This window comes from Nonomuraea sp. B12E4, assembly GCF_039871825.1.
Classification (GTDB): Bacteria; Actinomycetota; Actinomycetes; order Streptosporangiales; family Streptosporangiaceae; genus Nonomuraea.
This window is the reverse complement of record NZ_JBDPME010000031.1, coordinates 17,677-29,454: the sequence shown is the minus strand read 5'-3', so window position 1 is coordinate 29,454 and position 11,778 is coordinate 17,677. Positions and strand designations below refer to the sequence as shown.

Annotated in this window: 13 protein-coding genes; 5 read left to right on the top strand and 8 right to left on the bottom strand. The window is 71.4% G+C overall.

Annotation, left to right across the window (positions count from 1 at the left end; genetic code table 11):
- Positions 1 to 5 precede the first annotated feature (5 nt).
- Together ABGB18_RS41290 and ABGB18_RS41285 are read right to left on the bottom strand one after the other, a co-directional pair.
- Positions 6 to 323: a hypothetical protein gene (locus ABGB18_RS41290; protein ID WP_347701135.1), complete on the bottom strand. Its 318-nt coding sequence runs from the start codon at positions 321 to 323 to the stop codon at positions 6 to 8.
- A 273-nt stretch (positions 324 to 596) separates the two neighbouring features.
- Positions 597 to 1,490, bottom strand: a complete 894-nt coding sequence (locus ABGB18_RS41285) for a MerR family transcriptional regulator (RefSeq protein ID WP_347701134.1) — start codon at positions 1,488 to 1,490, stop codon at positions 597 to 599.
- Between the two features lie 38 nt (positions 1,491 to 1,528).
- Here ABGB18_RS41285 and rplK point away from each other — a divergent pair, with 38 nt between their 5' ends.
- Together rplK and ABGB18_RS41275 are read left to right on the top strand one after the other, a co-directional pair.
- Complete coding sequence (gene rplK / locus ABGB18_RS41280; protein WP_347701133.1) at positions 1,529 to 1,957, top strand: 50S ribosomal protein L11; 429 nt, start codon at positions 1,529 to 1,531, stop codon at positions 1,955 to 1,957.
- A 166-nt stretch (positions 1,958 to 2,123) separates the two neighbouring features.
- Complete coding sequence (locus tag ABGB18_RS41275) at positions 2,124 to 3,332, top strand: cytochrome P450 (protein ID WP_347701132.1); 1,209 nt, start codon at positions 2,124 to 2,126, stop codon at positions 3,330 to 3,332.
- On the opposite strand, the gene ABGB18_RS41270 is transcribed toward ABGB18_RS41275, so the two are convergent.
- Positions 3,295 to 3,537: a LysR substrate-binding domain-containing protein gene (locus ABGB18_RS41270; protein WP_347701131.1), complete on the bottom strand. Its 243-nt coding sequence runs from the start codon at positions 3,535 to 3,537 to the stop codon at positions 3,295 to 3,297. The two genes, ABGB18_RS41275 and ABGB18_RS41270, sit on opposite strands and share 38 nt — an antisense overlap.
- A gap of 3 nt (positions 3,538 to 3,540) precedes the next feature.
- On the opposite strand from ABGB18_RS41270, the gene ABGB18_RS41265 reads away from it, so the two are divergent.
- Together ABGB18_RS41265 and pip are read left to right on the top strand one after the other, a co-directional pair.
- The gene (locus ABGB18_RS41265; protein WP_347701130.1) at positions 3,541 to 3,954 is read left to right on the top strand and encodes a hypothetical protein; all 414 of its coding nucleotides are present in this window, start codon (positions 3,541 to 3,543) and stop codon (positions 3,952 to 3,954) included.
- A 120-nt stretch (positions 3,955 to 4,074) separates the two neighbouring features.
- Positions 4,075 to 5,034, top strand: coding sequence for a prolyl aminopeptidase (gene pip, locus ABGB18_RS41260; protein WP_347701129.1), 960 nt, complete (start codon positions 4,075 to 4,077; stop codon positions 5,032 to 5,034).
- A 270-nt stretch (positions 5,035 to 5,304) separates the two neighbouring features.
- Here the strand turns inward: pip and ABGB18_RS41255 are convergent, their stop codons facing one another.
- The 3 genes from ABGB18_RS41255 to ABGB18_RS41245 all read right to left on the bottom strand — a co-directional run bounded on the left by ABGB18_RS41255 (position 5,305) and on the right by ABGB18_RS41245 (position 8,709).
- Entirely contained in the window at positions 5,305 to 6,009 is a 705-nt protein-coding gene (locus ABGB18_RS41255) for a LysE family transporter (protein ID WP_347701128.1), read from the bottom strand.
- A gap of 384 nt (positions 6,010 to 6,393) precedes the next feature.
- On the bottom strand, positions 6,394 to 7,602 hold the full coding sequence (locus ABGB18_RS41250) for a Cmx/CmrA family chloramphenicol efflux MFS transporter (protein ID WP_347701127.1): 1,209 nt from the start codon (positions 7,600 to 7,602) through the stop codon (positions 6,394 to 6,396).
- A gap of 321 nt (positions 7,603 to 7,923) precedes the next feature.
- Positions 7,924 to 8,709, bottom strand: a complete 786-nt coding sequence (locus ABGB18_RS41245) for an alpha/beta fold hydrolase (protein WP_347701126.1) — start codon at positions 8,707 to 8,709, stop codon at positions 7,924 to 7,926.
- Positions 8,710 to 8,964: 255 nt separating this feature from the next.
- On the opposite strand from ABGB18_RS41245, the gene ABGB18_RS41240 reads away from it, so the two are divergent.
- Positions 8,965 to 9,492 (top strand): TetR family transcriptional regulator, encoded by a 528-nt coding sequence (locus ABGB18_RS41240; protein ID WP_347701125.1) that lies wholly within the window; start codon positions 8,965 to 8,967, stop codon positions 9,490 to 9,492.
- A 24-nt stretch (positions 9,493 to 9,516) separates the two neighbouring features.
- Here the strand turns inward: ABGB18_RS41240 and ABGB18_RS41235 are convergent, their stop codons facing one another.
- Both ABGB18_RS41235 and ABGB18_RS41230 read right to left on the bottom strand, forming a co-directional pair.
- Complete coding sequence (locus ABGB18_RS41235; RefSeq protein WP_347701124.1) at positions 9,517 to 10,449, bottom strand: DUF5996 family protein; 933 nt, start codon at positions 10,447 to 10,449, stop codon at positions 9,517 to 9,519.
- Positions 10,450 to 10,526: 77 nt separating this feature from the next.
- Positions 10,527 to 11,723: a hypothetical protein gene (locus tag ABGB18_RS41230; RefSeq protein WP_347701123.1), complete on the bottom strand. Its 1,197-nt coding sequence runs from the start codon at positions 11,721 to 11,723 to the stop codon at positions 10,527 to 10,529.
- Between the last annotated feature and the right edge of the window lie 55 nt (positions 11,724 to 11,778).

Genomic DNA, 11,778 nt, shown 5'->3' with positions numbered 1-11,778 from the left:
ACTCCTCAGGTTGCCATGTCCAGCACGACGCGGAACCGCGCGTCGCCGGACAACATGTGCTCGTACGCCTTGCGTGCCCCGGACAGCGGCAGCACCTCGGTCATGGGGCGGATGCCGTGCCGGAGGCTGAAGGCGAGATTGTCCTCGTTCTCGATCGAGCTGCCGGTCAGGCTGCCGTTGATGGACCGGGTGCCGAAGATCAGCTCACCCGTCGCGACGCTGATCGGGTCGGCACGCAGCCCCTCCACCGCCATCGCGTCGGTGTGGCACACCCCGCAACTGTGCACCCGCACGCGTACGTCACCAGGCGCCGGATCTGTCACCTCGCGATCGACCAGGCGAAACTGGCGTGAACCAGTCACTTCGCACGCTCGGTACGTTGACATGTTCCTCCTCCGAACGAATCGAACCCACTCCAATATGACCGGTCGTCTCAGAGTGGCGCAAGTGGCTGAACGTAAATTTCACACTCTTTAGACGACTGGTCATATTGATAGGCGGAGGTGTGCCGATGGCCTTCGACGCCTTCTTCGCCACCGCCTTCGGAGCCCTGCTGGGCACGAGGTGACCGCCGGCCGCCGGGCGCGGCCGGCGGGTCAGCCGCGCTCGGGCTCGCCGGCGGAGTGGCGCAGCGCCCGCTCCAGCCAGGAGTAGGCCAGCGCGGTGGGCGGCGGCCGGTATTCCACGCCCCTGATGATCGCGACGAGCCTCCACAGCCGCTCCGCGCGCGGGTCGTGCTCGTCGAAGACGCGCAGCCACTCCTCGCGGGTCTGGCCGGTCAGCTCCAGGATCCGCGCCAGCACGGGGGCGGCCTCGGGGGAGTCGGGGGCGACGCCGGCCTTGCCGATCTCGTCGACCATGACGGTGACGGTCTGCCGCCACGCGTCGAGGTTGTCCGGCTCCGACCAGAAATCGTCGGTCGATCTGCGCAGGCTGTCGCGGAAGTCGTCGTCGGCGAGCAGTGCGGTGAGCTCCAGCCAGGCGTCGAGTTGCGCGGTCGTCGGCTCTTCCGGCAGGTCGGGCAGCATGCACTCCCGCATGCTCGCCAGCCACTGGTGCCGGGCGTGGATGCCGCCGCCCACCTGGTCGACGAACGAGTCCAGCAGCATGGCCTGCTCGGCCTGGCCCAACCGGCCCAGCGCGTGCAGCCTGCGCAGATCCGCGTCGGTGGGGTCGTCCTTTTCGAGCGTGGCCCGCAGCACGGTCCTGGTGCGCTGGAGCGCGGTGAGCTGCGTCTCGACGGAGCGCAGATGGAGGGCGAGGACATCCTTGAGCGGGCGGCGGCCCAGCGAGCGGATGGTCGCCAGGTCGACGCCGATCTCCCGCAGGGTGCGCACCAACTCCAGGTGAGCGCGGTGGTCGTCGGTGAAACGGCGGTAGCCGGCCGCGGTGCGCTCGGGCGCGGACAGGATGCCCTCGTCGGAGTAGAAGCGGATCGTCTTGACGGACACGCCGGTGAGCGCGGCCAGGGTGCCGATCGAATAATCCATTTGAATCTCCAGTAACAGGAGACTTTAGCGTACCGCGCATGGCCAAGAACAAGGTGACCAAAGTCGTCACCCTGCACATTCAGGCTGGTGAGGCGGGGCCCGCGAGCGTCGGCAAGGACCTCGGGCCGCTCGGCATCAACCTCATGGAGTTCTGCAAGCAGTACAACGCGCTGTCGGCGGGCATGCGCGGGCACGTCGTGCCGGCGGTGGTCACGGTCTACGACGACCGGACGTTCGACGTGGCGGTCAAGCAGCCGACGACGGCGTCACTGATCCGCCGGGTGGCCGGGCTGGACGGCGGGAGCCCCCGGCCCGGACACCAGAGCGGCGGGACCGTCAGCGTCGCGCAGCTCAGGGAGGTGGCCGCGGCCAAGCTGCCCGACCTGAACACCACCGACCTGGACCAGGCGGTCAAGGTCGTGGCGGGTACGGCGCGGTCGATGGGGCTGACGATCACGGACTTCTGACCCGGTCGGACGGCAGACCGGCCGGTCAGGCCGAAAGCCCTCGACGGGGACAGGGGAAGTAGCACGGCGGGCAGGACTTGGCCGCCAGGCGGTGACAACGAAGCGCCTTGGCCCGCTCACACGCGTAGCGGAGAGTAGGAGCGGACCCTTACGTTGGAGACCTCCAATGAGTACGCTTCCCCAAGTTCCGGTCCCCGGTGAGCGGACATCCGAGACGTACACCCGCTACCGGGACGAGCACGGACCGATCATCTCCATCGAGTTGCCCGGCAAGGTGAAGGCCTGGCTCGTGACCTCGTACGATCTGGTCAACGAGGTCCTGGCCAACGACGGCACCCTCTACAGCAAGGACCCGGCGAACTTCCCCGCCCTGCACGACGGCAGCATCCCCGCCGACTGGCCGCTGCGGCAGGTCATCGTGGGCGAGCACCTGCTGATCAAGGACGGCGCGGACCACCGGCGGCTGCGCAGCTTCGTCAACCGGGCGTTCACCCCCGCGCGGGTGCAGGCGCTGGAGCCGAGGATCCAGTCACTGACGGACGAGTTGCTCGACCAGATGGCGGGCCAGGAAGGCCCGGTCGACCTCGTACGGAGTTTCAGCGAGCCGCTGCCGGTGACCGTGATCTGCGAGCTGTTCGGCGTTCCCGAGCAGGAGCGCCGCCAGATCCGGGACTGGAGTGCGGTGATGCTGTCGCACTCCGCCACCGCGGAGGAGATCGCCGGGGCGGGCGGGGCGCTGCTGGCCTACCTGGCCGACTTCATCGAGCGCAAGCGGGGCGATCCCGGCGACGACCTCACCACCGGGCTCATCAAGGTGCAGGAGGACGACGGCGACCGGCTGTCGGCCGACGAGATGCTGTGGCTCCTGTGGCTGATGCTCGTCGCCGGGCACGAGACCACCGTGCACCTGATCGCCAACACGGTCATCGCCCTGTGCTCGGACCCCGAGCAACTGGCCCGGGCGCGCGAGCGCGACGCCTGGGAGGACGTGGTCGAGGAGGCACTGCGCAGCCGTAGCTCCGTGATCACCGTCTTCTTCCGTTACCCGTTGCGGGACGTGACGGTGGGCGGGGTGACGATCCGGGCCGGAGAGCCGATCATGGTCGGGATCGGCGGTTCCGGGACGGACCCGGCCCGCTTCGGCGAGGACGCCGCGCGGTTCGACATCTCGCGCGGCCCGCAGCCGCATGTGGGGTTCGGCCGTGGCCCGCACTTCTGCCTCGGGGCACCGCTGGCCAGGCTCGAAACGCGGATCGCCCTGTCATCGTTGTTCGGCAGATTTCCTGATCTGCGGCTGGCGGTGAAACCGGAGGAGGTCGTCTACACGGAGTCGATCATCACCGAGGGGCCGGTCGAGCTGCCCGTGCTGCTGTAGGGCCCGCTTCGCGCATGGTCGCCAGTAGCCCGGCGACCGGCGGATTCGTGTCGTCGGCGCGCCAGGCGACGGCCACCCGCGTGCGGGCGCCGGGCTCGATCGCGCGGAAGGCCACCCCCTTGAGGCGGATCCGGCGGATGCTCGCGGGCGCCAGCGAGACGCCGAGCCCGGCCCCCACCAGCGCGCACACCGTCTGCCATTCCACCGCGTGCTGCGCCACCCGGGGGACGAACCCGTGGTCATCTCGCGGATCTCCAGGCGGACGTCCGGGAACCGCTCCCGGTGGGCGTGCAGCAACCTGGGCAGCACTGTGAAGGCGAGCGAGGCGGCGAAGCCCAGCCGGAGCCGCCCGGTCCGGCCACTGACCGAGGCGCTCGGCGGCGTGGCCGAAGTGCGGCTCATCGGCCAGGACGAGGAAGGCGTGCAACTGAGCCACCGGCAATTCAGGGCGATCCATACCCTGCTGCCCGACCGCGCGGACTTCGAGCCCTGCTGGCCCGTCCTGCGCGAGTGCTTCGGCGCGGTGCGGCCGGCCGCCACGATGCTCGTGTGCGGCCTGGCCGACCCCCGCATGAAGATCGAGATCGAGGTGTACGCCCGGCGCGTCGCCCAGCGCGTGTAGGTGAGCTCGACGTCGAGGTCCCCCGACGCTCTTTGCCCCGCGGACCACTGGCTTGTCGCTGAAGAGAGAGGGGAAGGCGGTAATATAAAAGCACTGTTATATCTCTGGAGGAGTTGACCTTTGAGACCCCCGATTGAGCCTTACGACCACGGCATGCTCGACACCGGTGACGGCAACCTCGTCTACTGGGAGGTCTGCGGCAACCCGGAGGGCAAGCCCGCCCTCGTCGTCCACGGCGGCCCCGGCTCGGGGTGCACGCCCGGCTCGCGCCGCGCCTTCGACCCCGAGAAATACCGGATCGTGCTGTTCGACCAGCGCAACTGCGGCAGGAGCCGGCCACACGCCAGTGACCCGGCCACCGACCTGAGCAACAACACCACCCACCACCTGATCGCCGACATGGAGCAGTTGCGCGAGCACCTCGGCATCGACAAGTGGCTGCTGTACGGCGGGTCGTGGGGTTCGACGCTGATCCTGGCCTACGCCGAGACCCATCCCGAGAGGGTGACGGAGATCGTCATCCCGGCGGTCACCACCACCCGCCGCTCCGAGATCGACTGGCTCTACCGCGGCGTGGGGAGGTTCTTCCCCGAGGGATTCGAGCGGTTCAGGCTGGGGCTCCCGGAGGCCGACCGGGACGGTGACCTGCCGTCGCTGCTCGCGGCGTACGGGCGGCTGATGACCGACCCCGACTTCGCCGTCCGGGACAAGGCGGCCCGCGACTGGACCGCCTGGGAGGACACGGTGATCTCCATGGAGCCCAACGGCAATCCGAACGCCTACAGCGACCGGCCCACCGAGGCCCTGCACGCGTTCGTACGGATCTGCGCCCACTACTTCTCCAACGGCGCCTGGCTGGAGGAGGGCGTGCTGCTGCGCGAGGCCGGCCGGCTGGCCGGGATCCCCGGCGTGCTCGTCCACGGCCGCCTGGATCTGGGCGGGCCGCTCGACACGGCCTGGGAGCTGGCCCGCGCCTGGCCCGACGCCAAGCTGGTCATCGTGGAGGACTCCGGGCACACCGGCAGCGACACGTTCAGGAAGGAACTGCGGGCGGCCATCGACGCCTTCGCCGACCGGTGACGACGGCAGGAAGTGGGATCCCGCGGCTCCGGGCTGGTAGGACGGTGCCCGAGGTGACCATCGCCTCGCCGTCGGTCGATTCCGTACGGTGAGCCGCGGGTTCGCACGGCTGGCAGGAGGACGGGGTGTCCAGGCCCCGCCCGCTCGCTTACCTGGCAGTCACGGTAGCCGTGGCCCTCATTCGGCCACCACCTATTTATCCTTACGGCCGACCATCGGCAGGGAGACGGCGCCGAGACGCCCGGGAGAACCGGGCGTTCCCGCGAAGGGTCAGAAGAGCCGGGCCAGCAGGAGAGCCGCGAAGACGAGCAACGAGATCCCGCAGGCCGCCTCCAGCAGGCGTACGGCCGCGGGCGGCAGGGCCCGGCGCAGCAGGGCGATGAGCCCCGCGCAGACGAAGCACCAGAGCAGGGACGAGGTCATGAACCCGGTGAAGAAGGTGGCCAGGCTCGCCACCCCCGGCTCCCGCCCCAGCACCGCACCGACCGCACTGGCCGCCCCCGACCAGTAGATGATGTTCCAGGGATTTCCGATCGACATCGCGATCCCGACCGCGAGCGCCCCACGCTCCACCGTCCGGGTCTCACGACCGGCCGGGTTCGGTGACCCGTCCGGGTGAGACCCGGGGCCTGGCGGGCTCGGTGACCCGTCCGGGTGCGGGCCGGGCGGGTTCGGTGGCGACCCGCGGCCCGGGAAGGCGGCCGTGCGCAGGGCCGTAAGGCCGAGCCAGGCGAGCAGCAGGCAGCCGCCGACGGTCAGCGGCACCCGCAGGGCCGGGACGGTGAACAGCGCCCCGACCCCGGCCAGCCCCAGCAGCGCCCACACGGCGTCGCCCGCCAGCGAGCCGACCTGCACCGCGAACGCCGGGCCGAACCCGCCGCGCATCCCGCGCCGCAACGACTCGCTGAACACCGCGCCGGGCGCCGCGTTGAACAACAACCCCACCCACAGGGCCAACAGGAAGATCTCGAACATACCGGTCACTGTGCCGGGGGTCGCCCGCGACTCAAAGGCCCGCCCCCGAAAGCCGGGAACGGATCATATCGGCGGCACCAGGACGAAGTAGCGGTCGAGCATGTCGCGGTCGCCACGCACGTCGAGGTCGCCGGCCGGGACGCGCTGCCAGAGGAAACAACATCAGCTTGAACTCCTCTGAATAGTTCTTCCCCGCCACGAACCCTTCCTTCCAGACCAGTCAGCACCCTACTTGGCACCGTGTCCGGAAGATCAGGGGCACCTCACACCGACCAGCCGGGGCAGGACGGCACCAGGGGAGCGCCGCCGGTGCCGGCCGCCTGCTGGGCGGCGGCGTGGAACGCGCGTACTTCCCGCTCGAAATGAGAGGCGAGATCCATGCCTTCACTGTGCCCCATGCTTCTGCCGCTCCTCCACCTGGTTCGCCCGTGACCGGCCCGCCCGGGCGGCCGCTCCCAAGGCCAGCGCGACGGTCACCAGCAGCGCGCTCAGCCACAGCGGCGACCGGAACCCGAGCCCCGCCCCGATGGCCATCCCCCCGAGCCACGGCCCGACGGCGGCGCCCACGTTGAAGGCGGCCGTGGCGGAGGCGCCGCCCAGCGTCGGCGCGCCGGCCGCCGTGTACAGCACCTGCGAGATGAGGGTGGAGCCGACGGCGAACGACAGCGTCCCCTGGACGAAGACCAGCACGATCGCCGGGATTACGGCCCCGGCCGTCGCCGCGAAGACGATCCACCCGGCCGCCAACGCCACTCCGCCGCCCACGAGGAGCCGCATGGGCCGCGCGTCGGCCACCCGCCCGCTGATCGTCACCCCGGCGAACGAGCCCAGCCCGAACAGCGCCAGCAGGACCGGCATCCAGCCCGCTTCGATGCCGGTGTCGCCGGTCAGCAGCGGCACGAGGTACGTGAAGGCGCAGAAGGTGGCGCCGTTCACCAGGGCTCCCAGCAGCAGGAGCACCAGCAGCCGGACCTGCCGGAGCGAGCGCAGTTCCCCACGCACGGTCGCACGGGCCGGGCCTGGGGAGCCGCCCCGCGCCGGCGTACCGGAGTCGCCCGGGACCGACCTCAGCACCGCGAGGACGGCCGGGACCAGGGCGGCGGCCACCGCCCAGAACGCCGACCGCCACCCCCACACCTCGCCCAGCAGCGCCCCGCCCGGCACGCCCGCCACGCAGGCGATGGTGACGCCGCCGAGCAGGACGGAGGTGGCGCGGGCCTTGGCGTTCGGCGGCGCCAGGGCGATGGCGGTGGCCAGCGCCACGGCCAGGAAACCGGCGTTGGCCAGCGCGGCCACGACGCGGGTGGCGACCAGCACCTCGTAGCTGGTGGTGACGGCGCCGACGACGTGCACGAGCAGGAAGGTGAGCAGGAACGCCAGCAGCGCGTGCCGCCGCGGCCAGCGCAACGACAGGACCGCCATCAGCGGCGCCCCGGCCACCATCCCGACGGCGAACGCCGAGGTCAGCAGCCCGGCGGCGGGGATGGACACTTGCAGGTCCCGCGCGATGCCCGGTATCAGGCCGGACAGCATGAACTCGGACGTGCCCTGGGCGAAGACCGCCAGTCCGAGCAGGTAAACAGCGAAAGGCATGAGAAAGCTCCGCGACCACATCGTGGATCGGGGCGGGCAGGCCGAACCGCCTGCCGCGCCGGGAAACCGCCCGGGATGTCAGAGAGCCTGACGCCCGGTTCGGGGGGAAACAGTCCGCATCACGGTGATCCGAATGGCGAGCGGTCGCAGATCAGGAGAAAGCACAGGGTATGGGCCCGCGCGACGAAGACCAGCCTGTGAGCACAGGGCGGCGACGCTGGACGGCCACCGGATGACCGGTGGCTAGCGTCTTGACGCCTCAGGGCTGGACATACGCGGCAACCTAGCAACCCTGATCGCGCGCTGTCCAGCCCATTCATGTCAGAGAGCGGCGCCGGCCAGGAAGTCCAGCACCAGCGGGCTCGCGACCTCGCGGAACTCCTCGAAGTACGCGTGCCGCGCCCCCTCGATCAGCCGCAGCTCCGCCCCGGGGACGCGTCCGGCCAGCAGCGGTGCGTTGGCGGCCGGGTTGAACACGTCGTCGGTCCCGTGCACGACCAGCGTCGGCGCGGCGATGGACGGCAGCGCGTCCCAGGCGTCGTGCCCGGCGCTGGCGGCCAGGTGCCGGCGGCGGGCGTGCGCGGGCATGCCGGGGTCGCCGATCGTGTGGTACGGGCCGGGATGGGTGGCGAGCCAGCCGGGCGTGTACATGAGCTCCAGCAGCGCCCGTTCGGCCGCCGCCCGGTCCGGCTGGGCCAGCGACCGGCGTACGCCGTTGTCACGCTCGATGCCGTGGGCACCGCCCGGCGAGCTGCAGCCGAGCACCAGCGCCGTCACCCGCCCGGGATGGTCGGCCGCGAGCCACTGGGCCACCCGGCCGCCCATCGAGGTCCCGTAGACGCGGGCCCGGTCGATCCCCAGCTCGTCCAGCACGACCAGCACGTCGGTGGCGAAGCCGCGAGTGGTGTACGGCTCGTCGGGTTTGTCGCTTTCGCCGGTGCCCCGGTAGTCGAAGGTGATCGTCCGGTAGGCCGCGTCGAAGTCCGCGCGTACCGGGTCCCACCAGCGGTGGTCGTTGGCCTGCCCCGGCAGGAGCACGAGAGGCGGTCCGTCGCCGCGGACCTGGTAGGACAGCTTGACGCCGCCCGGTGTGGTTGCGTAAGGCACAGCATCGATGGTGCCGCAAGAATTTTCCGGCAGGATGTCCGCGGGGCGGGTTCGGCTCCGACGTATCCGGTGACAGGCACACCAGGAGAGAGGCGCGACCCATGAAGTACATGATCCTCACCTACGGCTCGCAGCAGGACCACGACGTCCTGGCCGGCCTACCACCGGCTGTACGCGGTCCGGGCGCACCTCCTGGAGCGGGCCGGTGACCACGCGGCCGCCCGGCTCGCCTACGAGGAGGCGGCCGCCCGCGCGATGAGTCTCCCGCAGCAGCGCTACCTGCACGCCGGGGCGGCCTGGCTACGCGTGACGGAGTGCATGGCGGAGGCGCTGCGGCCGGACGACATGCTCGCCCACGTGGCCGCGATCTCACGGACCCTGCCGCTGGCCGAGCGGCTGATCGAGGCGGTCGAGGTGATGCGCGGTCACGTGGCCAGGATGGGCGCGGTGGCGGGCGCCATGGCCGTCTCCGGACACCTGCAACGCGGCGCCCCCCCGCGCGGCACGCCCCGGGACGACACCTCCACCGAAAACCCCGGGGAGGCCGGCGAAAAGGGCAGGCCGTCGGTGTCCGGGCGGGAGGCGGCGATGGACACCGCCCGCGAGGTGCTGACCGGGCTGTTCGAGCCCGATCGTGACAGGCTCAGGCTCCCTCCCGAGCGGCTCGCCGATGCCTTCCAGCTCCTGGTGCAGGCGGCGGGCCGGGGGCCGGCCCCGCTGACCGCGGCCGAGCTGGTGGACCTGTTCCTGCACGGCGCGATGAGGGACGGCGCGGCAGGGTGAGGGAGCTCTGCAGCGGCTCCGTGATCATCGCTTGGCGTGGTACGGGTCCGTGACCCCGCCGGGGCTGCTCAGCGCCTCCGCGTCCAGCCCGGTGAGCTTGGCTCCCGCGCGGTAGGCGCTGTCCAGGAACTCCAGCACGCCCCGTACGGGATCCTCCATGGCCCGGGCGTCGTCGTAACGCAGCACCGCCAGGTGGCTGCCCCGGGCGGGCAGCCACTCGGCCTGCGACGGCCACAACGGCTCCCGCGACAGCCCCTCCGGCTCGGGCGCGGTGTAGGAGTAGAACGCCGGCCAGGGCCGCTCCCTGTCCCCGAACCAGAAGCCCGAGCTGATGACCTCCCAGCTGTAGGCCTCCCGCGTGACGGAGTCGGCATCCGGCGAGACCCGGACCACCCGCCCGGTGAACCGGGTGACCGCGACGTCGAACGTGTGCCAGAAGTGGTGCACCGGGCTCGTCTTGCCGGCGAAGTCGGCGGCGAACCGGTCCAGGAGCTGCACCACCTGCGCCAGGATCCGCCAGTAGCGGTTGATCAGCGCCGGGTCGTAGCGCGCGTGCAGCGTGTCCTCGGCGAACGGCGTGTCGTCGCCCAGGTCGAACGGCACCGCCCAGATCTCCGGCCGGATGCCGAGGCCCGCCAGCGTCTCGAACAGCCGGTCGTGGAACCCCGCCACCGACCTGCCGATCAGGCTGAACTCGGCGCCGCGCCCGTCGAGCACGTCCACCACCAGCCGGTGGCGGACGAGATCGAAGTCGATGCAGAACAGCGGCTGCTCGCCGAGCCCGCCCATCGGCCGGGTGGTCAGCCCGCGCCCGGTCGGGTGGAAGGGCACCTGCCACCAGTGGTTGCGGCGGTTGCTCGACGCCAGCCGGATCTTGCCGACGATCTGCGCGAACCTGTGAAAGGTCTCCTTGGCCTCGACCCACTCAGCGAGCGGCATGGCCGGGAACACCTCCATGACGGCCCCCCTCCGGCGATTGAGCACTCCCGCCAGGTAACTACCCTCCGTGTCCGATGAACTCCTGACAGTCGTGTTCAGCCCGAGCTGACGTATTTGCGGGGCCGCAGAGCGTGGGCGCGCAGGGCGGCCAGGGCCGCGAGCTGGCCCGGCCGGTCCACCCGCACCGCCAGCTCGTCGCTGTAGGCCAGCCCCAGCGCCGTGAGCTGGGCGATCAGGTCGGTCACCGGGCCGGAGACGTCCTCCAGGCCGGCGGACGGGTGCCAGCCCTCACCGCCGACCACCTCCGCCACCCGCTCGCGCAACTGGGCGGGCGACATCAGCGTGCCGTCGGCGAGCAGCAGCAGCGCGGCCTCCCGCGCCGACACCTCGAACTCGCGTTCGCCCCTGGCCAGCAGCAGCCGGGTGACCGCCGACCACGTGGCCGAGGGGGACTTCAGCAGCCGCCGGCCGTATTCGGTGATGGCCAGCCGTGCGCCGTCGCGGCTGATCGCGCCCAGCTCCCGCTCGGCCAGCTCGCGCAGCCTGAGCGCCTCCGGCGACGGCGCCAGCCGCAGCGGCAGGCCCTCCGAGGCGGCCAGGGAGAGCAGCCGGTGCAGGACCGGCAGCGGCTGCGGCTTGATGGGCGCGTGCAGCCGCACCTCGAACGGCTGCGCCAGCTCCCGCCTGGCCGGGCCGCGGCCCAGCACCCACCGGTTGAGGCGCTCGCCGTGCACCCGGTTGAGCCAGCTGTCGCCGCCCAGGTCGGCCCGCGGCTCGGTCAGCCAGCGGCGGGTCAGGGCGATGCGGTCGATGTTCTCGCCGGCGACGATCGCCAGCTCCAGCGCCGCGGAGCAGGCCAGGTGCGCGCCCAGCTCCTCCGGCCCCATGATCATGCTCCACTGCAGCTCGCGCACGTCGGGCGGGAGCACGCCGGTGGCCTCCAGCGCCTGCTGGTAGGCGGCGGTGCCGGCGTCCTCGCCCTCGCGGGCGTACGTGCGCAGGATGTGCATGGTCGTCGGCGAGACGCACAGCGCGGCGTATCGTTCCATCCCGCCGAGCTGCAACAGCCTGCCGAGCGCCCGCGCGAGGCGCTCGTGGTCGCCGCCCGGCTTGAGCGGCCCGACCTTGATCGGCAACGTGTACCAGAGGAACTCGCAGACGTCGAGCTGTGTCACCGTCTCCAGGGGTTCCCCACCCGTCAACCATTCGACGGCGGTCCGGGCCTCCTCGACCAGGTCCGGGTGAGATCGCTCCAACTCGGCGAGTAGGGCGGTGACATCCGGTGCACTCATGCCACGAAGTTTGCCGTATCGACCCCGGGCCTGACGATGACCGAATCCGGTGCGT

What these genes read in the sequence shown, in the direction of transcription:
- rplK (WP_347701133.1), top strand. Translation starts at nt 1,529, where the DNA reads ATGGCCAAGAACAAGGTGACCAAAGTCGTCACCCTGCACATTCAGGCT.
- ABGB18_RS41235 (WP_347701124.1), bottom strand. Translation starts at nt 10,449, where the DNA reads ATGGAGGTGTTCCCGGCCATGCCGCTCGCTGAGTGGGTCGAGGCCAAG.
- ABGB18_RS41275 (WP_347701132.1), top strand. Translation starts at nt 2,124, where the DNA reads ATGAGTACGCTTCCCCAAGTTCCGGTCCCCGGTGAGCGGACATCCGAG.
- ABGB18_RS41285 (WP_347701134.1), bottom strand. Translation starts at nt 1,490, where the DNA reads ATGGATTATTCGATCGGCACCCTGGCCGCGCTCACCGGCGTGTCCGTC.
- ABGB18_RS41230 (WP_347701123.1), bottom strand. Translation starts at nt 11,723, where the DNA reads ATGAGTGCACCGGATGTCACCGCCCTACTCGCCGAGTTGGAGCGATCT.
- ABGB18_RS41255 (WP_347701128.1), bottom strand. Translation starts at nt 6,009, where the DNA reads ATGTTCGAGATCTTCCTGTTGGCCCTGTGGGTGGGGTTGTTGTTCAAC.
- ABGB18_RS41240 (WP_347701125.1), top strand. Translation starts at nt 8,965, where the DNA reads ATGAGTCTCCCGCAGCAGCGCTACCTGCACGCCGGGGCGGCCTGGCTA.
- ABGB18_RS41250 (WP_347701127.1), bottom strand. Translation starts at nt 7,602, where the DNA reads ATGCCTTTCGCTGTTTACCTGCTCGGACTGGCGGTCTTCGCCCAGGGC.